The organism is Desulfopila sp. IMCC35008, from assembly GCF_010646885.2.
Classification (GTDB): Bacteria; Desulfobacterota; Desulfobulbia; order Desulfobulbales; family Desulfocapsaceae; genus Desulfopila.
Genome location: NZ_CP050700.1, coordinates 2,271,386 through 2,291,508, shown reverse-complemented (window position 1 = coordinate 2,291,508; position 20,123 = coordinate 2,271,386). Strand labels below are relative to the sequence as shown.

The window sequence follows — 20,123 nt, the reverse complement described above, 5'->3', positions numbered from 1 at the left end:
ATGATGATAAACTGTAACGCTAAAGAAGAACATCACAACTGAAAACTCAATACTATGATAACAATTAACGAACACTATCTCAAATTACAAGCATCGTACCTCTTTTCCGACATTGCCAAGCGGGTTTCATCTTTTCAGGAGAATAATCCCGACAAGGAGGTAATCAAACTTGGTATCGGAGATGTAACGCAACCACTGCCTAAAGCATGTACCGCTGCATTTCATGATGCTATTGATGAGATGGCCACCGAGGCCGGTTTTCATGGTTATGGCCCCGAGCAGGGCTACGACTTCCTTCGTGAAGCCATTGCCGAAAACGACTTCCGTTCAAGAGGTGCCGACATCTCTGCCGATGAAATTTTTGTAAGTGATGGAGCTAAATGCGATACCGGTAACTTTCAGGAACTGTTTTCAAATGATATCACCATAGCTATCCCTGATCCGGTTTACCCTGTATATCTTGACACAAACGTAATGGCAGGCAGGACAGAACTTTTCAAAGATGGAAGATATGGGGGACTCGTTTACCTCGACTCAACGAAGGAAAATAACTTTGTCCCATCCCTGCCGAAAGAAAAAGTAGATCTTATCTACCTCTGTTTTCCAAACAATCCCACCGGTTCAACTATTTCCCGTGATGAATTGAAAACCTGGGTTGATTATGCCCGCGAGAGCAAGGCACTGATACTTTTTGATGCAGCTTACGAATCATTTATCCAGGACGACTCCTTGCCTAAATCCATCTATGAGATTGAGGGAGCAAAAGAAGTTGCGGTTGAGTTCAGGAGCTTCTCTAAAACAGCCGGTTTTACAGGAACACGGTGCGCATTCACTGTCGTCCCTAAAGCATGTGTCGCCTTTGATAAAGAAGGAAACAGCCACTCTCTCCATGCATTGTGGAACCGCAGGCACTGTACAAAATTCAACGGTGTTTCCTACCCCGTGCAAAAAGCTGCGGCTGCAGTATACAGCCCTGAAGGGAAAGCTGAGGTAAAAGCATTGGTAAACTATTACATGAAGAATGCTGACCATATATGTAAAACCATGGAGGAATTGGGGTATGATTATGTCGGCGGCAAAAACTCTCCCTATATCTGGATAAAGGGCGATATAGATTCCTGGGAGTTCTTTGATATGCTGCTGCACAAGGCAGGTGTTGTCTGTACTCCGGGGGCCGGATTTGGTAAATGCGGCGATGGTTATATCCGAATTTCCGCCTTCAATAGTTTTGAAAATGTTGAAAAAGCGATGAAACGCGTACGCAAGGCCTTGCAGTAACCTCGCAGGCATATAAATAGTTCCCATCCCATCCAGCTTGGTTGCATAGTGGAAACAAAGTAAGAAAAGGGTCGTATTTCAATGAAATACGACCCTTTTCTTATTCAGGAGATGCTCTATTTGATAGCAGCCGGTTTAAAACGAATAGTCTCTTTAATCCCATCCATGGTCGAGATACTAGTACATCCAATTTCAGTCAAACGTTCCAACACCCCATCTACCAATCTTTCAGGTGCAGAAGCTCCTGCAGTTATACCCACACTGGTGACACCTTCGAGCCATTCGGCTCTAATATCATCCCGGTCATCAATAAGATGAGCGGGTGTTCCATTAATTTCAGCAACCTCTTTCAGTCTGTTTGAATTTGAACTGTTTTTGGAGCCTACGACGAAAATAAGATCCGTTTTTTTAGCCAGTTGCTTGACAGCACATTGGCGGTTTTCCGTAGCAAAACAGATATTTGACAACGGCCCCCTTATTTTAGGGAATCTCTCTTGCAGTCTTTCCCTTATTGGGGTGAGATCCTCCCTGCTTAACGTAGTCTGAGTTACAAAGCCGACCTTTTCTGCATCCTTGACTGTAAGAGCATCAACATCCTTGATATTGGCAACGACATGTACGGTACCGTTTACAACCCTCCCGGCGGTACCTTCGACTTCCGGATGTTTATGGTGGCCGATGATGATTACTTCACATCCCTCTGAATGGTACCTTTCAGCCATTCGATGAACACTTCCCACCAGAGGGCAGGTTGCGTCTATAGTTTTTAATCCATAAGATCCTGCCATTTTCTCGACTTCGACAGAGACCCCATGGGCACTGAAAATACACAATTGCCCTTGGGGAACATCTTCGAGCTCCTCAACAAAAACGACGCCAAGCTCTTCCAACTCCTGTATCACATGCTTGTTATGAACGATCTCATGTAATACGTAAATCGGACTGCCATAATAACTTACGGCCCTGCGAACAGTTTCAATCGCCCGCTCCACACCGGCGCAAAAGCCTCGTGGAGATGCCAGCACTACATTAAAGGTGTACATAACAGTATCCCGAGAAATGCCTTACTGGTTGGGAACCATCAACACAGGCACTTTTGCGAGCCTGTTGACCCTGCGGGTTGTTGACCCCATTACCTTGGTCCCCCTGACTTTTCTGCCGGATTTGCCGATAACGATCATGTCAGCTTCGTGCTCATCGGCAACACGCAGGATTTCTTCGCTTGGTTTGCCAGCGACAACAATTATTTCTTCAACGGGTTCTGTGCCAAGACTTTTACCGCCACACTCATCCTGAAGGAATTTATCAATCCGTTTCTTCATGTATTTCAGCACTTTTTTCATGCCGTCTTTCTGAACTTTGGCAACATCCTCATTTGACAAATAGGTCTGGATCACCGCACATGCTGTTTCGGTCATCGGCTCAACAACATGGAGGACGATAATCGAGGCGTTATTGTTTGCTGCCTGAGCAAGGGCGTGCATGAATACAGGACGGGTACGTTTACCAAGGTCGGTCACATAAAGTATCTTTTTTATTTCAGGTGTAGTTAACATAATGTGTGCTCCATATGATTAATTAATCGTCAATTTCCGTTAAAGATATCAGGCGCAATTTGCTCTCATAAGTTAGGAAAAAATAACCTTTATAGACCATAGTCATCTTTTCATGCAACACCAATCTGTTAATAGAGTGAAAAAACGCAAAAGAAAGGCCGCTTGAGAGATTTGCTCTCAAGCGGCCTCATATGATCCGATATACTGCTAAATTATTATCAGTAGCCTTGTATTTTGTCGATAAACTCAGGCAGGAACAAAGAAATCTGGGGAATATAGGTAATAAGTATAAGGAATGTCAACAGTACGCACAGCCATGGGAGTGCAGCTCGTATTGCCCAGCCCATACCGTGCCCTGTAATTCCGGATATAACAAACAGGTTGAGACCCACAGGCGGCGTCAGCATGCCGATCTCCATATTGACAACCATGATGATACCGAGATGAATCGGGTCAATTCCAAGCTGTACTGCGATCGGAAATAAAATAGGTGCCATAATCAGCAGGATTGCTGATGGCTCCATAAAGTTTCCGGCGATAAGCAGTAAAATATTAACAACTATCAGGAACATCCACCATGATAGGCCGAGGTTTACGATTATTTCGGCGATATGGTGAGGAATTCGCTCTGTGGTAAGCACATGGGCAAACAACATGGCGTTGGCAATAATAAACAGCAGCATGATACTTACCTTTGCTGCGTCTAAAACTACCTTGTTCACCTCTTTATCAAAAATACTTTTAGGGAAAGCAATTAGAGTCTGTATTGTATTCCTGTAAATCATAGAACCTACAGATTCACCTTCCTGCTTCCACAACACACCTTTCATCGGCCCCATATCACGATAGCCGAAAATTGCTACCAGAAAGGCATATACAGCAGACACGGCAGCAGCCTCTGTTGGGCTTGCTACACCTCCATAGATGGAGCCGAGCACTATAACAATGAGCATTAAACCGCCTGCGGCACTAAAACCAGCAGCAAAGACTTCCTTGATGCCAGCCCAGGGCCTGCAGGGAATCTTCTTCGCCCTGGCAACAAAATATATAACTATCATCAGCATCAGCCCCATCATGATACCAGGAATAAATCCTGCCATGAACATGCGGGCTGCAGACTCTTCCGTTGCAGCAGCATACACCAGCATAACAATGGAAGGTGGAATCAGTATCCCGAGAGTACCGGCGTTAGCGATAACACCTGCCGCGAGACTTTCCGGATAACCTGCCCGTACCATGCCCACGATAACAATAGAACCAATTGCTGCAACAGTTGCCGGCGAAGATCCGGATACAGCCGCAAAAATCATACATGCCAGGACTGAAGCCATGGCGATACCGCCACGGATATGCCCGACAAGGCTCAGAGCGAAACGGATGATACGTTTAGCGACACCACCGGTAGACAGGAACGCAGAAGACAGAATAAAGAAAGGTATTGCCAACAGGGTATAATGCTCTGACAAAGCTTCAAAAAGCTTCAACGCGATTGATGCAAGTGAGTCACTGGAAAACATCAGGATCGTTGCGATACTCGACAATCCAAGTGCCAGCGCGATAGGCATTCCAAGCAACATACACCCAAAGAGGAGGATGAACAGACATGCAGTTGTCATATTTTACCCTCCTCACCTTTTAACTCTTCAGCTATTTCCATACTTTCCTTAGCCTCATCAGCATGCTTGAATCCATCTGACTGGTTGAGAATGACAGACAGCAGTATCTGGAACAGCCGAATGGTAAGAAAGGTGAAACCGACAAGCAGCATACCATGTGCAAGCCAGGTTGGTATCGGGAGATCTTCAAGTTCAATACCGATCATTTTCATCTTCTTGAGATAAATCCAGCTTCCGTACAGGATGAGTCCACAATAAAAAAGACCTATAATGGCTGCTATTGCTGTCAGGATTCGTCTGCCGGTTCTTGGGAACAGCTTCACGAAGGCGTCCATTCCTATGTGGGAACCGACCTTCAATCCATAAGACGCTCCAAAAAGAACAAACCATGCGGACATGTGCAGGGTAAGTTCCTGTGACCACATGAAGCCACTGTTAAAACCAAACCGCATTACGACATCGATGAAAACCAGCATTGTCGTCATCACAAGCAGTATGGAAATCACTGCTTCTTCGGCCCAGTTTATGAATCGCATAAACATATTCAGCTCCTCTCCACAAAAAAGATGGGGCAGATTTCCTGCCCCATCAGGGACGTAATCAGAAATGGTTCTCTCACAACACTCCCGGCTTTGTTTCTGATTACTTGTTTGAGGCGTAAGCTGCGTCGATCATGTCTTTACCGATTTCATGCTCAAACTTTTTCCATACAGGCTTCATAACCTCTACCCACTGTGCGCGCTCTGCGTCATCAAGAGTGATAATCTGTGAACGTTTTGAATCGACGATCTTCTGGCGATCGTCGGTAGCTTTTTGGGCAGCAACCTGATTTCCAAAAAGAATGGCATCGTCGAGTGCTTTCTTGACTTCTGTACGAACATCGTCAGGCAGTCCGTACCAGAATTCTTTAGATGTGACGACCATATAATCGAGCAGGCCATGATTGGACTCTGTGATGTAGGGTTGTACCTCAAAAAATTTCTTGGAATAGATATTAGACCAGGTGTTCTCCTGACCGTCTATAGCCTTGGTTTGCAGAAGCGTAAAAACTTCTGAGAAAGGCTTTTTGAGAGGAGTTGCATTTACAGCCTGAAACTGTGCTGCCAGAACCTCTGAAGTCATGATTCGAAACTTCAGGCCATTGGCATCGGCAGGAACATGGAGTTCTTTAGAGGAGGACAGCTGCTTCATACCGTTGTGCAGGTAACCCAGACCAACAAGCCCTTTCTTTTCCAGGGATGTAAGAAGTTCCTGTCCTTTTTCACTTTGCTGAAATGTATCTACAGCTTTCATATCTTTGAAAAGGAATGGCAGGTCATATATTTGTAGCTTTTTGGTATAACGGCTGAACTTGGAGAGGCTTGGCGCACCCATCTGAACATCGCCGAGCAGCATGGCTTCAAGCACCTTGTTGTCGCCAAATAACTGAGAATTCGGAAAAACTTCAACAACAACTTTTCCACCCAGTCTTTCTGCAACAAGATCCTTGAACTTGTTAGCCATCTGACCTTTCGGAGTGTTCTCGGCTACAACGTGTGAGAATTTGATAGTGACAGGGTCGGCGATGGCCGCACCTGTCAAAATCATTGCAGAAACTGCTGCAGTTGCAACCAAGGTAGTAATTTTGCGAAACATACGTTTTTCCTCCAAATTATTGTTTTGGATCATGTAATGGTGGCACACGATACTCATTGCACCCTTCATCGCTACGGCTGGAAACCTGGTTTCCGCCATCAATGATAGTTATTGCAAGTAGTAGACCAATTGGCGTTTTTAAATGTGGCTGCTTAGCTACAAAGGGATTGATCAGGAAGATTGATAATTGGCAACAAAATAATTGGCGGATTCCCGCCAATTTGCCCTTCCGGAACCGGGGAATTGCGCCAATTGGTTTCTTTTTCAAACCAGAAGCACTGTATCATGCTGATATTTATATAAATACAACCAGAAAGACGGAGGGGGGGGGCAATTACTTATAGTCACTCTTATCAAGACCATATTTACGCATTTTATCTGACAAGGTCTTTCTCGGAATGGCTAAAACATCCATTACATCCTTAATAGAGCCTTTTGAAGCGACAAGTGCCTGTTCAATAAGTGATCTTTCAAAACACTCAACCTGCTGAGGGAGGTTTCTCTTCTGTTCCTTCTCCTCTCCACTCATCAATTTATCGATTGACCAACCTATCTGCCCACCCAGGAGCACATACCTCTCGGCTAGGTTTCGTAATTCACGGACGTTACCTGGCCATGAGTGAGCCATAAGGGAGTTCATCTGGTTTCTGCCTGGCAATTCAACTTCTTGCTGGTAGCGGTGGCCGGCGACCAATAAGAAATGGTGAAACAAAAGGGGGATATCCTCTCTTCTGTCACGTAGCGGTGGAATTTCAAGGCAGACAACATTGAGCCTGTAATAAAGGTCTTCTCTGAAATCGCCACTTTCGGACATTTGACGCAAGTCCACCTTCGAGGCTGCAACGACCCGCATATCAAGTTCGATGAGTTCATTGGAACCCAGACGCTCAAGACATCGCTCCTGCAGGACTCGAAGCAGGTGAATTTGAACACGAACTGGCATCGATTCTATTTCATCAAGCAGAAGTGTACCGCCGTTAGCATGTTCAAATTTGCCGATTCGTTGCGACCTGGCATCAGTGAACGCCCCGGCTTCGTGACCAAAGAGTTCACTCTCAATCATGGTGTCAGGCAAAGCACCGCAGTTAACTGCGACGAAATTTCTGGTTCTTCGGTTGGAATGCTCGTGTAAAGATCTGGCAACCAATTCCTTTCCGGTTCCCGTCTCGCCAAGGACAAGAACGTCTGCACCGGTATCTGCAACCTGGGCAATAGTACTCCTGAGCTGTTCCATAACAGGAGTCTGCCCGATAATTCTGGGCCCTGGCGTCGATTGAGCTTCAAGTTCTCTCCGCAGATTCCTATTCTCAAGGGTGAGAGCTCTTTTTTCCAGGGCTCTCTGTACTGTTTTCACGAGTCTCTCAGCTGAATATGGTTTTTCTATAAAGTCATAAGCTCCGTCACGCATTGCCTGTACAGCGGTAGAGATATCACCATGACCGGTAATTAAAATAATCGGCAGGTCCTTATCTATTTTCTGGGCTGTAATAAGAAATTCAAGGCCGTCCATTCCGGGCAAGCGTATGTCACAGACGATCACTCCCTGCCAATCAGTCTGAATCATTGGTAATGCTTCTTCTGCAGACTCGAGGCATTCTACCTGCAGATCTGCCAGCTCCAGTGTCTGGCGATTTGCCTGACGGATATGCTTTTCGTCATCGATAAAAAGAACTTTATTACTCATATCTATTACGCCTTCTCCAGCGTTACCTCAAAACAGGCACCCTGCGTATCGTTTTCAATATACTGAATACTCCCACGCATTTCGCGTAGAATTCGGTCACTGATGGTGAGTCCAAGCCCCAACCCCTGTCCTGACTTCTTGGTGGTAAAAAACGGGTCGAAAATAGATTCCCTGTCGTTATTATTGATTCCTGGACCGCTGTCCTGCACCAGGATAATGACCTTGTCCTTTCTGGCTTCTGCCCTGATTGCAATTTGTAGTTTCGGACACCCCTCCATGGCTTGTATGCCATTACCGATAAGGTTCACGAAAACCTGCTGCAACATGACATGATTAGCTTTCACCTCAACATCATCGGGATTGAGTTCTATGGAGACATCAACCTCGGCTTTTCGTATTGTCGGCTTCAAAATCTCTAATGCTCCATCCAATACTCCGTGCAGAGCAACAACCCTGATCTGGCCCTTTGCTTTTCTTGAGAAAAGCTTCAGCTGCACACCAATCTGGGCCATTCTTTCGGTGAGTTCACCAATCTGCTCCAGGTTATACATCGTTTCCTCGAGCCTTCCCCTGTCAAGGAACTGCATCCCATTGTCTGTATAACTCCTGATTGCAGCGAGCGGCTGATTCAACTCGTGATTAATACCAGCAGACATCTGTCCCAGTACAGCCATTTTAGCTGCATGAATCAGTTCATTACGGGTTTTACGGAGATCTTCCTCAGTTCTTTGTCTGTCCTGAATTTCCCTGCGCAGGAGGCGGTTGGTGGCGGTCAGCTCCCTGGTACGCTCCTGGACTCTGTTTTCGAGTTGTTCATTGGCCTCCTCCAGTGCTTTTTGAGCCTCCTGCCGTATCCTGCTGAGTTCCGCCATTCTCAACTGACGCTGTAACAGGAGGAGCACCAGTACAAATCCGAGCAACAGCAGGGTCCCGACCATCAGGTTTACCCAGAAAACAGTTTTCCTGACGGAGTCAACCTCCATGAGTATATGTACATTCCATCCTGCTTCGGGCATATCCCGTGAGAGAAGCAAGGAGGTGTTTTTGAACCTTTTCCCTGACAGTGCCAAGTGAACCAGCTTTTTACCTTCATTGAATTCTCTCTCTACACTGGTAAGTTGCTCCAGACCGGCATTTGGGTACCTGCGACTGTCAACGATACGTCTTCGAGCCTCCTCCCTCATTGGTGTTAATGTGTGGAAGCGCCAATCATTATTGGTGGTAATAAATACTACGCCATCCGGATCAGTCACCAGAAAGCTCTCGCCCTTCCCAGCCCAGGCCTGTTCAACTGAATCGATATTTATCTTAATCACGACGACGCCGAGAATTTCACCTTCTTTACGAACGGGATAGGCAAAATAATATCCACGTTTGGCAGAGGTGGTTCCAAGGGCAAAATACCTTCCCAGCTGACCCTTCATGGCTTCGACAAAATATGGCCTGAAAGAGAAGTTTCTGCCGACGAATGGGTGGTCTTCGTTCCAGTTGGAGGCTGCAATTGTCAGGCCTTCCTTGTCCATCAAATAGGTATCCGCTGTATCACTTATGTAATTGATGGTCTCAAGGTACCGGTTCAGCTTGTCGATTCTCTTGTCCTCAGAGGGGTTAAGAAGTGCTGAAACAAGCTGTTCATCGGTTGCCAGTAGTTCAGGGAGGCTCTCGTATTGCCTGAGGATACCCTGCAGGTAGGTAACAAATAGCTCAAGACGTATCACCCCGTCTTCTGAAAGGCGGTTGAGGCCTCGATTGTACATCACAATCGAGGTTACCCAGATAGTCACGAAACCAAGGATTACGAAAAAAAGGGTCGCGATAATAATTCGTTTATTACGTCGTTTCCTGACCACTCTTTTTTCTCTTTAACCCTTGAGTTGTTTATTCAAAACAGATTATCGTATTTCTATACCAGCTTTAGCAACGGTATCTTTCACCTCGCTGATCGACACTTCACTCCTGTGGAAGATACCGGCAGCAAGTGCTGCTTCAGCGTCGGTCTGTTGAAATACTTCGACAAAATGTGCCGCTGAACCTGCGCCACTGGAAGCGATTACCGGTATGGAAACAGCTTTTTTAACAAGAGCTATCAACTCGTGGTCGAAACCGCTGTTTGTCCCATCTTTATCGATACAGTTAAGTAAAACCTCACCTGCACCAAGCTTTTCACAAACGGTTACCAGCTGAACTACATCAATATCACGACCTTCCCGGCCACCGCTGACCGTACACTGGTACCAGCAATATTGTTCCCCATTGGGCCCGGGAGTCTTTGTTTTCAGCGTGGTATGCAGTGTCTGTTCCGGATTCCTCACATAAACCCTTCGTGGATCTACAGAGATCACCACAGCCTGTGCACCATAAACTGTGGATATCTGTTCGATGGCAGTCTGACCTGTTTTTTGTTTATCCTTCAAATACTGTTCTACGGCATAAACGGCATCGCTGCCTATAGAAATTTTATCGGCACCAGACCTGAAATACCTGGAGGCAACATCAAGGGCAGAATAGTGATTTCCTTCTGAATCAGTAAACTCTCTGATCCCCCCACCAATCGTCAAAGGGACAAACACGTTCACGGAGGTTTTCCTGAGCACTTCGAGCATTGGCTGGTCCTGCAGGGGGAAATCGCGAAACCCGGTAATATTTAGAAATGTTACCTCATCGGCCCCCTCTTCATAGTATCGCCCGGCCAGTTCGACCGGTTTACCAAGGTTACGAACCTCTCCTTCCTCACGAACGTCGTATTGATCACCTTTGGTTACCACGAGGTCGCCTCTGTCATTTGAGCGAACATCAAGACAGGCGATTATTCGTTTGGCAATTCGAGTTTCATACTTTTCATTCGATAGTTGACCAACTGCAATCGTATCAATTCCTTTCAGGAAATTGCCAAAAAGCCTGAGACCTGCCCCACCACTTTTTTCGGGATGAAACTGCGTTGCCAGGACATTACCCTTGGCAACAGAAGAGATAAAGCTTTGTCCGTAATCAGTAGTGGTTAAGATCCAGTCTCTATTTTCTTCTGTAGGTACAGCACAGTACGAGTGGACAAAATAGAGTTTTTCATCATTATAGCCATTGAAAACAGTATGTTCTTTCTCAATGCGTATACCGTTCCAACCTATCTGCGGTACAGCCATCACACTATCGTCAAACCGTTTAATCTGACCAGGTATTATACCAAGGCCTGCTACACCAGGCGATTCTTCGCTTCCTTCAAACAACGCCTGCAATGCAACACAGATTCCAAATGTCGGTTTGTCCTCCTTGATTCTGCGGATCAGATGCTCTGCGTACCCGTCGCGATAGAGATTCTCCATGACGACACCGAAATTACCAACGCCGGGAAATACAAGTTTTTCTGCGGTTACTATTTCCTCGGGGTTTTGGACGGTAGTTACCTCAAGTCCGAGTTTTCTAATGGCATTGCGGACACTACGCACATTTCCCGCACCATAATCAAGCAGGGTTATCATTTCATCCTCACTGTTTAATACTATAAGTACATATCTCGGCAGTGTCTCTGATCCTGCCGCATAACATTTTAATTGCTTCTCTTTTAATACGCTTCTTAACTGTTTCTGGCCAGTCGTGTCCCATGGCTGAATGTGCGGTCATATAGCTTTGATTCTGCTTGAATTTGACCAACGGCAAACACTTTACCGACACAGATCATTGCGGTCTTTCTAATATCTTGCTTACGGACTTTATCACCAATGTCAGCGACCGTACCCCGGACTATTTTCTCGTCTTTCCATGTGGCCTTCTCAACCACTACCACAGGAGTACTTTCCGGATACCCCCCTTCAATCAACTCATCCGTAACTTTATCAATCATAGAAACAGAAAGAAAGATCATCATAGTTGCCTGATGACTTGCGAGAGTTCGGAGCCGTTCTGGTTCAGGTACGGGTGTTCGACCCTCCTGGCGGGTAATAATAACGGTCTGCGAAACCTCGGGAAGGGTTAACTCCGCTTTTAGTGAAGCAGCCGCACCAGCTGCAGAAGTCACTCCGGGAACAACATAATATTCTATATCGAACGAATCCAAACGTTGCATTTGTTCACGAATCGCACCATAAATTGAGGGGTCTCCTGTATGTAATCGGACTATCTTTTCCCCTTTGGCGTGACGATCCGTAATCACCTCAATGATCTCATCCAGGTCCATGCCGGCAGAGTCGTATAGTTCGGCTTTGCAACCATCCATAAGTTCTTTATTGACCAAACTACCAGCATAAATTATGCAATCAGCCTCATCAAGCAATCTCCGCCCTTTAACTGTTATCAATTCGACATCACCGGGACCTGCACCTATAAAATAAATGGGATTCTCATTCATTATGACTATTGCCTTTTTTATTGTGACCCAAAATGATTGTGATCGGGTTAAAAACTTGTTCTTCCTTTTCAGGGTAGACTTTCCGTGACACAGAGATAGTTTTGGTTACCACCTCAAACCCTTTTTGGTACAGCAGCCGAGGGGCATCGTTTCTGGTTTTTTCCAGCACAGCACTAATGACAATCCTGCCGCCTTCCGAGATGGAATCGGCGCAATAATCTACTATCTCCGCAAGATTTCCACCACTTCCTCCGATAAAAATCCTATCGGGCGCGGGGAGACCTTGAAGAGCGGCAGGAGCCATACCTTTAACTTGATTTACATTAAAAAGATCGTACTTCACAATATTGGAGGTGATATTTTCATTCTGCTCTACCTCCTTTTCCACGGCATAGATAAGCATATCCGGCATAAGTCTAGCGCATTCTATACTAACTGACCCTGATCCTGCCCCTATATCCCACATTATGCAACCTGGTTCAACCCCAAGAGAATGTATAATAGCTGCACGTACTTCACTCTTTGTGATCAATCCTCTGCTGTGATGTATATCTTTCTCTTCCAAGCCAAAGCGGGTGTGGTTTGTTTTTTTTACCTTCCTTGTAATAATCATGCAGCAGAGCCCACCAAACTCCATAGTGGCCGCTTGCTGAAGGGTCGTGGTGACAAGTTTCTCGCCCTCCATGCCTATATTTTCAGCAATATGCACCTGGAAACGTTTACTTTTTTCCTTGTCTAAGAATTCGAATATCTTGTTGGCGATAACGTCTGGTCTGCAAATATTATCCGTAAGCAGGGCTGTTTTCTTCCGGCTGACTATCCTGCCCACCGGAATTCCATCCTTTCTGCCATGCAAACTGATAAACTCGGCATCATCCCATGATATTTTGAAAGCACTACAAGCCAGTTGCATTGACGATAATGCTGGGAAGATGTCAACAATATCTCTCCCAAAGCGGGTAACTATTCGCTTGGCTATCCCAAAAAACAGAGGATCTCCAGAGGCAAAAACGGTAACATTACCCTTTTTCAATTCTACATCTATCTGCTCGAATGCTTCATCAACTGGAGCAATAGGTATTATCTTTGTCTCACGAAATCTATCTTCCAGGTGGCTGAGTTGGACTCGTATCCTTTTTGAAACTACAATAGCAGTACAGTCTTTAACAGAATGCAGCTCTACGCCATGTGAACGGGCTACATCAACACCTATGAGGCGTATTCTTGTTTCAGCCATTGTCAGTATCCACCATCGTTACAATTTCCCCGGTATGATGAACCAGGTATACAACGACAGGCAAACCTGATTTTCTCTTTTGATATTTCTGTGCGGCCAGACAGACCTGATATATTACATCACCGGCGTCACGGGAAGCTAATCTTTCATATATCTCCCGTGCGGTATTGGCATCTTTTATATAATCCAAATCATTTCCCGGCACCAGGGACTGTATAAATATTACGGCCTGTTTCACCTCAAGAGCCCCAAACCTCACATGTGTCTGTGGAATCTCCATAGCTGCCTTAAGGATTTTAGCCCACATCCCGCTCAGGTGAAGTTTCCTAAACTCAAACTTAGAAGCTTCTAACAGCGCAAACTCTAGATAATCACCCATCATGATGAGCGCTTCAGGCTTACACTTGAGATAATTATGGATCGCCTTTTCAGATGTCCGGCCAGTTGAAAGTACAATTTCCTTACAACTATTGGCTTGTGCAACCCGCATCGCAGCTGTTATTGTTGCCGTCCAGGCTTCAGCTGAAACAGGACGGACTATGCCTGTCGTCCCTAAAATGGATATTCCACCGACTATTCCCAGTCGCTCATTCAGTGTTTTTTTAGCTAACTCCATGCCTGCGGGAACGACAATTTCGACAGCAAAACAGTTCTTTTTCGAGCTCGCTTCCCATACTTCAAGAACCGCTTCCCGAATCATTTTAAGTGGTACTGGATTGATTGCTGACTGGCCAATTTCGACGGCCAATCCAGCCTTTGTGACGGTCCCAACGCCCTGTCCTCCGGTAATGACGACCCTATTGTCGCCTTTAGTCAGAAGAGGTAACAATCGTACCTTTGCACCTATTTCAGCTTTATTGGTGACATCTGGATCATCGCCGGCATCTTTTATAATCGAAGCGTAAGCCATGTCTTTTTCCGTTTCTTCCATGGAACAACGGAAAAGTTCGAATGACACCCTTTGACCGTCAGGAAAGGGGATCTCGACAATTGTTGTGGATTGTGAACCTATTAAAAGGCTTGCAGCAGCTTTCGCTGAAGCAGCAGCACATGCACCGGTTGTAAACCCTGAACGTAATTTTTTTTTCTTCATAAACAAAAAAAGGCCGCTCCTTCTGCAGGAGCGGCCTTCTGACTATTACGTACTATGCATCAGGAAAGCTTGAGAACGAAGCAACTTCCGTTGCAGAACTTATCGTTGCCATCCTGAATTTATATAATAAATATCACTCCTTTCATAGAGAAGATATCTTTACACAGTCTCGTGATTAGCAGTAATACGTCAGTAAATCCATGATTAAAATCAGGACTTAGTTGATGGCCTCAGACAGCTTGCTGCCAGCTTTGAATTTAGCAACTTTCTTGGCTGGAATTTTAATAGTTTTTCCAGTTTGGGGATTGCGACCCTGACGTGCTTCGCGCTTGGATACAGAAAATGTTCCAAAACCAACGAGTGTTACCTTGTCGCCCTTCTTCAGACTCTCAGCTATTGCAGCGAGAGTTCCGTTCAAAGCTTTTTCTGCAGCTGCTTTGCTGATATCAGCGGCACCGGCGATGCTTTCAATAAGTTCCTTTTTGTTCATGAATTCCTCCCTGCTAATCTTTCTTCGCTTTTACCAGGGCAGCAATAAGCTGCTCCTTTCTCATGAGTTGATGCTTACTCAACCTCTTTCCAATTGTCAAAAAAAAAATGATACTGATTGTTGAGAACTTGAAAAATGATGTTTATCCTTGGCAGCCCTTAATTATCAGGCTGTTAGAGACAACCCGCTCACAATAATTGAATAACCGGACAGAATCAAGCACTAAATAGACAAAATATACGTTTATAATGTGTGTTTTCAGTACTTCTTATCGTCCTCGCAGCTTGAGAGACGGTACACCAAGATTATACTTCTCACAGTATTCGACTGTTGCCCTGCGTTTATCCGAAGCGAGCATCCTCTCGATATCGCATTCGGATAGCTCAATTATAGTGTGTCCATCTCCCATGCGTACACGGCTTCCTTTAAAACCCTGTTGCAATAGAAATTCCTCAGCTGCCTCTATTGTTCCCAAAATCCCGTTGTTTATTTCAATTCCAGGTGGGATTCGAGTTGCAAGGCAAGAGTTGGATGGCACATCTGCATTTATCAGGTTTCTACTTCTACCATAGGCCCTGATTTCTTTTTTTGTCAGTCCGCACTGCTCAAGAGGTGTTTTGATATTTTTTTCGCGAACGGCCCTGATTCCAGGTCGATCCTGCATCATGTCATCACTGTTCGTGCCATCGAGAAGCACCACCTGCTCATCTTTAATTGCCTTCAGTATAGATGTGTAAATATGAAGTTTACAGATATAGCAGCGCTCGGGTGGATTCTCCTTGAATCCAGAGATTTTCTCCGAATCCTCTTTAATCCTGAGAACCCCGCATCTCCCTGCAAAATGCGTAGCAAGTACCTTGTCTGCCAAAGCCTGGCCCGACCTTGCCACAAGACATGAGTCCACATTGCAGGCGAGCACCTTACCCGGCGGTAACACTTTACATGCATTATCAAGGAGAACTGTAGAGTCGATCCCACCCGAGAAGGCAACAGCAACAGACTTCAACTCAACTAATAGAGCACGGAGGTGTCCAATTTTATGATCAAGGCTGATGGGCCCTTTCACCTTATTGCCCATCCGGTAATAATTGGGCAGGTTTGTTTAATAGAAATGATCCATCATGAATCTGCCTTTTGAGGATTTCAGCAATTTCCCTGGCCTTGGTGATACTTGATAACGGGGCAGTTTGCACTTCCTTGCCATTAACGATGATGGTACCTGACTTTAGCTGCTTATAACTGACCTCTCCGTAGTTCCTCGCAATACCATTAGTATAATCGTGACCGTAATCTACAACCTGGGTAAATATGTCTTCGTCTGCCACACCTGTATATCGCGCCATCTCCTCATTAAGAACCGGGATTGGGATACCCAGCCCCACAGCAAGAGATGCACCATAACCGAGAATCGAGAGACCACGAATCCAGTCGGGCGACATTTCTTTGAGATCCCCCTGAACCATTAGTGTTCCGGCAGGTCTGCGGGGAGTACCTCCTTCAACGCGCGGTGCAGCAGGGTTGTGTTGCGTACCATGCCAGGTTACGTATCCTGTGGCACCTCCGAGAAATATTCGGGTACCGATTCCAATAGTTTTATACAGGGGGTCATTCATTAACGGGCTCAGCTCGCCGGCACTGCAATAATTGGCATTACGGCAATTGGGTTTAAGCATGCCCATATATGTATAAACCGCCTTATCAGATAGATTTACGGCACAATTATAGTTCTGGTAACCATTTCGAGGATTACATAACAGCGCATAAGGGAGATCGTCGAGAGTTATCTCTTTTTTCATCTTCCTGGCAGCATAGCAATCTGTCCCGTATGCCTTTGCTTCGAGCAATAACTTTTTCCCACGAAGCAGGTCTTCAATGACATGACCGCCACCATACCTGAATTCCCCAGGGTAAATTTTGTTGAGAGGGTCATCCTCAGATGGTTCAGTTGCCCCTATATATGCATCGACTGCTGCAATTCCGGCATAGGCCTGAACTTTGTTGAGCCACACTTTCGAGGCCTTTATGGTGGGTGTCATTTGCCCAAAGTTAAAAAATAGGCCGGATGAGCACATAGGTGCAAACGTGCCTGTCGTAACGACATCGACCTCTATAGCCGCCTGCTCAGCCCCTCTTTCACGTACTATAGAGGTCATTTCTTCGGCTGTAACCACTACAGCCTCACCGGCTTTAATTCTGGCGTTGATTTCTTCGATTGTTTTTTCAGGTTTCGTCGTGGACATACACTCTCACGTAGTTGGAAATTATTATTGGAAAGTACTGCAACAGCAAATGTTTACCACGACTCTCCTAAAAATGAAAAGAAGAATTCCTTAAGTCTCGTGTTTTTTACAACTTGACAGAGTTCCCTCTTTTCCATAACTTGTCTACTTCAAAAGAAATTCACGCAAGAGCGGATTGTACTGCCTGGCCATATTACACCAACGCAATATCAACACCTTGGCTAACCTCCCCACCCCGCTTGGCGCAAAGCAATCGACGAAATAGATGGATCTCATGTTATTACAGGACGCAGTATGGCAGAAAAAACCAAACCAGCTATAGGCAGTGTACGTGATCAAATCGATCATATAGACAATACTATCCTTAAACTCCTGAAGGAACGAATTAGTCTGGCCAAGGATATCGGCAAACTTAAGGATGAAGGAAATCGCGCCAAATGGGACCCACTTCGTGAACGCCAGATTTACGAGAGACTCCTTGCGAATAACCACGAAACGTTTCCGGAAGATGCCCTTCGGTCAATTTTTCACGAGATAATTACAACCTGTCGTCTCAGTCAGAGAAAGGCCGAAGTTGCATACCTGGGACCCGAAGCGACATTCACTCATCTTGCAGGTGTGAAATATTTTGGCCATTCTGCCAGTTATAAGCCGATGGACACCATCGACGATGTATTTGCAGAAGTAGAAAAAGGAAGGACCACATACGGAATCGTCCCTGTTGAAAACTCCATTGAAGGAGCTGTTTTTTCAACACTTGACTCATTTATGAAATATCGGGTGCAAATCTGTGGTGAACTCCGACTCGAGATTAGCCACAATCTCGTTTGCCGGTCCGGTAATATCGAAGATATTCAGACAGTGGCCTCACATGCGCAACCACTCGCCCAGTGCCGTAACTGGCTGAGACAAAACCTGCCTTCTATACCTACTCTTGAGGTATTCTCTACAGGTGCTGCAGCCCAGATGGCTGCTAACAATCCGAACATTGGGGCTATCGCATCCTCGCTTGCTATCAAAACTTATGAACTCCAGGTTGTAGTTAAGGGCATAGAGGATTATATGGGCAACACCACCAGGTTCCTGGTCATAGGTGAAAAATCACCGACCCCAAGCGGGGCAGATCGCACTTCCCTGCTCATTGGCTTAATGGACAGACCCGGCGCCCTCAATGAGATCCTCACCATCCTTTCTGAAGAAAATATTAACCTGGCAAAAATTGAGTCCCGGCCTATCAAAGGGAAACAATGGAAGTATATGTTTTTCCTGGATATGCTTGGCCATATAGAGGACGATAATATTAAACGAGGTTGTGACAGAATCAATTCATTCTGTTCTTACTTTGAGTGGCTCGGTTCGTACCCTCAGGGGGATGCCTGATCCTTTTCAGGCAGATGCGAAGTTCAGGGTCATCATATTTGGTTGGTTTGTTTTACTATGTACATATTAGGCATTGAAAGTTCATGTGATGATACTGCGGCTGCGGTGCTGAAAGACGGCGATACACTTCTTTCAAGTGTTTTGAGCAGCCAGGATGAGATACATAGCCGGTTCGGCGGAGTTGTGCCAGAACTTGCTTCCCGTCGCCATCTGGAAAACATCCACCCCATTGTCTCCAAGGCTCTCCATGAGGCCAACATAGCTCTTGATGATGTAAACCTCATTGCCACCACCCAGGGTCCCGGCCTTATTGGCTCTTTGCTTGTAGGTTTTTCTTACGCCAAATCTGTTTCCTACCGAACCGGTATCCCTTTTATCGGTGTGGACCACATGGCCGGGCACATCCTTTCAGTTTTACTTGAACAACAAGTTGAGTTCCCCTTTGTAGCCTTAATCGTATCCGGTGGGACCAGTTCTATTTTCCGGGTTGACGGATATAATGAGTTTCAACATTTGGGAAGGACCCGGGATGACGCTGCAGGCGAGGCCTTTGATAAGGTCGCCAAACTCCTCAACCTCCCCTACCCCGGAGGCCCCCATGTATCTGCAACTGCAGGAAATGGAAACGGCAGCGCTATACGCTTCCCACGGGCACGTCTGGAAGAGGGCTCTTTGGATTTCAGTTTTAGTGGTGTGAAAACCGCTGTCCTCAATCACTGCAACCAGCACAAGCAAAAAAACCAGGAACTCCACATCCCTAACATCTGCGCCTCTTTTCAGGAAGCCGTTGTCGATATCCTTGCAGAAAAAACCTTAAAAGCAGCCGAACTTCAAGGAATTAAGACTCTTGTTCTCGGGGGCGGAGTATCGGCCAACAATCGCCTTCGCCAGGAACTAAAAACGCGTTGCACCAAAGCAGGATACAACTTGCACGTCCCCTCACCATCATTATGTACCGACAACGGAGCAATGATCGCCTTTGCAGGATACCATAAATTTCAACTCCTCGGACAAATGGAGTATGATGAAGATGTGTATTCAAGATCAATCCTCGGATAAACCGATTCGGCCATGAATTTCAGTCGGATACCACGATATTATTATCGGCGTTTCCAGCGGCTTAAGGGTGATCCCTACGCCTTAGCTGGCGGTTTTGCCATAGGAGTTTTTATTGGTGTCACCCCGACCATGCCTTTGCATACTGTAGCCATCATTCTGCTCACACTAGCTACCAGGACCTCAACGATCGCCGGGATCTTAAGCAGTTGGATAGTGTGCAACCCGCTCACGTACCTGCCTATTTATTTTTTTTCAATGAAGATTGGTAATGTAATAACTCCTTACCATTTAAGTTGGTCGAAGGTGAAAAGCATTGTCGCGCCCCTGATTACAGGAGATTCTCTTTCAACCTCCATAAACGCAATAGCCGGGCTTGGTTTCGAGACACTTGCTGTCATGCTGGCTGGTGGAACCGTCCTTGCTTTACCTTTTACGATAGCAAGCTACTATTTCTCACTTTACTTTTTCATTTCAATCAAGAAAAAACGAATCCAGAAAAGGATTCTTCACTGA

General features: G+C 45.7%; 18 protein-coding genes. 4 read left to right on the top strand and 14 right to left on the bottom strand.

What is annotated here, in order from left to right:
• The first annotated feature begins 54 nt into the window (after positions 1-54).
• The gene (locus tag GA520_RS10080) at positions 55-1,278 is read left to right on the top strand and encodes an LL-diaminopimelate aminotransferase (RefSeq protein ID WP_163336731.1); all 1,224 of its coding nucleotides are present in this window, start codon (positions 55-57) and stop codon (positions 1,276-1,278) included.
• A 116-nt stretch (positions 1,279-1,394) separates the two neighbouring features.
• Here the strand turns inward: GA520_RS10080 and ispH are convergent, their stop codons facing one another.
• The 14 genes from ispH to GA520_RS10010 all read right to left on the bottom strand — a co-directional run bounded on the left by ispH (position 1,395) and on the right by GA520_RS10010 (position 17,171).
• Positions 1,395-2,321 carry a 4-hydroxy-3-methylbut-2-enyl diphosphate reductase gene (gene ispH / locus GA520_RS10075; protein ID WP_163336732.1) on the bottom strand — a complete coding sequence of 309 codons (927 nt, stop codon included), beginning with the start codon at positions 2,319-2,321 and terminating at the stop codon, positions 1,395-1,397.
• 21 nt (positions 2,322-2,342) lie between these two features.
• Entirely contained in the window at positions 2,343-2,834 is a 492-nt protein-coding gene (locus tag GA520_RS10070) for a universal stress protein (protein ID WP_163336733.1), read from the bottom strand.
• A 218-nt stretch (positions 2,835-3,052) separates the two neighbouring features.
• Positions 3,053-4,450, bottom strand: a complete 1,398-nt coding sequence (locus GA520_RS10065; protein ID WP_163336734.1) for a TRAP transporter large permease — start codon at positions 4,448-4,450, stop codon at positions 3,053-3,055.
• Complete coding sequence (locus tag GA520_RS10060) at positions 4,447-4,992, bottom strand: TRAP transporter small permease (protein ID WP_163336735.1); 546 nt, start codon at positions 4,990-4,992, stop codon at positions 4,447-4,449. The genes GA520_RS10065 and GA520_RS10060 overlap by 4 nt, the downstream gene beginning before the upstream one ends.
• Before the next feature lie 100 nt (positions 4,993-5,092).
• Positions 5,093-6,118 carry a TRAP transporter substrate-binding protein gene (locus tag GA520_RS10055; protein WP_370362794.1) on the bottom strand — a complete coding sequence of 342 codons (1,026 nt, stop codon included), beginning with the start codon at positions 6,116-6,118 and terminating at the stop codon, positions 5,093-5,095.
• Positions 6,119-6,419: 301 nt separating this feature from the next.
• The gene (locus tag GA520_RS10050; RefSeq protein ID WP_163336925.1) at positions 6,420-7,775 is read right to left on the bottom strand and encodes a sigma-54 dependent transcriptional regulator; all 1,356 of its coding nucleotides are present in this window, start codon (positions 7,773-7,775) and stop codon (positions 6,420-6,422) included.
• A complete protein-coding gene (locus GA520_RS10045) occupies positions 7,775-9,619 on the bottom strand; it encodes an ATP-binding protein (RefSeq protein WP_205749208.1) in 1,845 nt (614 codons plus the stop codon). Before GA520_RS10045 ends, GA520_RS10050 begins: the two co-directional genes overlap by 1 nt.
• A 42-nt stretch (positions 9,620-9,661) precedes the next feature.
• Positions 9,662-11,245 carry an imidazole glycerol phosphate synthase subunit HisF gene (gene hisF / locus GA520_RS10040; protein ID WP_163336737.1) on the bottom strand — a complete coding sequence of 528 codons (1,584 nt, stop codon included), beginning with the start codon at positions 11,243-11,245 and terminating at the stop codon, positions 9,662-9,664.
• Between the two features lie 95 nt (positions 11,246-11,340).
• A complete protein-coding gene (gene cobM, locus GA520_RS10035; protein WP_163336738.1) occupies positions 11,341-12,111 on the bottom strand; it encodes a precorrin-4 C(11)-methyltransferase in 771 nt (256 codons plus the stop codon).
• Entirely contained in the window at positions 12,104-13,348 is a 1,245-nt protein-coding gene (cbiE, locus tag GA520_RS10030) for a precorrin-6y C5,15-methyltransferase (decarboxylating) subunit CbiE (RefSeq protein WP_163336739.1), read from the bottom strand. Before cbiE ends, cobM begins: the two co-directional genes overlap by 8 nt.
• Entirely contained in the window at positions 13,341-14,441 is a 1,101-nt protein-coding gene (gene cbiD, locus GA520_RS10025; RefSeq protein ID WP_163336927.1) for a cobalt-precorrin-5B (C(1))-methyltransferase CbiD, read from the bottom strand. The genes cbiE and cbiD overlap by 8 nt, the downstream gene beginning before the upstream one ends.
• Before the next feature lie 217 nt (positions 14,442-14,658).
• Positions 14,659-14,931: an HU family DNA-binding protein gene (locus GA520_RS10020; RefSeq protein ID WP_163336740.1), complete on the bottom strand. Its 273-nt coding sequence runs from the start codon at positions 14,929-14,931 to the stop codon at positions 14,659-14,661.
• A gap of 268 nt (positions 14,932-15,199) precedes the next feature.
• Positions 15,200-15,997, bottom strand: coding sequence for a TIGR00268 family protein (locus tag GA520_RS10015; protein WP_163336741.1), 798 nt, complete (start codon positions 15,995-15,997; stop codon positions 15,200-15,202).
• Between the two features lies 1 nt (position 15,998).
• On the bottom strand, positions 15,999-17,171 hold the full coding sequence (locus tag GA520_RS10010) for a homocysteine biosynthesis protein (RefSeq protein WP_163336742.1): 1,173 nt from the start codon (positions 17,169-17,171) through the stop codon (positions 15,999-16,001).
• Between the two features lie 294 nt (positions 17,172-17,465).
• On the opposite strand from GA520_RS10010, the gene pheA reads away from it, so the two are divergent.
• From pheA to GA520_RS09995, 3 genes are read left to right on the top strand one after another with little or no spacing between them, the layout of a single operon-like run.
• Positions 17,466-18,551, top strand: a complete 1,086-nt coding sequence (gene pheA / locus GA520_RS10005; protein WP_163336743.1) for a prephenate dehydratase — start codon at positions 17,466-17,468, stop codon at positions 18,549-18,551.
• Positions 18,552-18,608: 57 nt separating this feature from the next.
• Positions 18,609-19,610: a tRNA (adenosine(37)-N6)-threonylcarbamoyltransferase complex transferase subunit TsaD gene (gene tsaD / locus GA520_RS10000; protein ID WP_163336744.1), complete on the top strand. Its 1,002-nt coding sequence runs from the start codon at positions 18,609-18,611 to the stop codon at positions 19,608-19,610.
• A 12-nt stretch (positions 19,611-19,622) separates the two neighbouring features.
• Positions 19,623-20,123: a DUF2062 domain-containing protein gene (locus GA520_RS09995; protein WP_163336745.1), complete on the top strand. Its 501-nt coding sequence runs from the start codon at positions 19,623-19,625 to the stop codon at positions 20,121-20,123.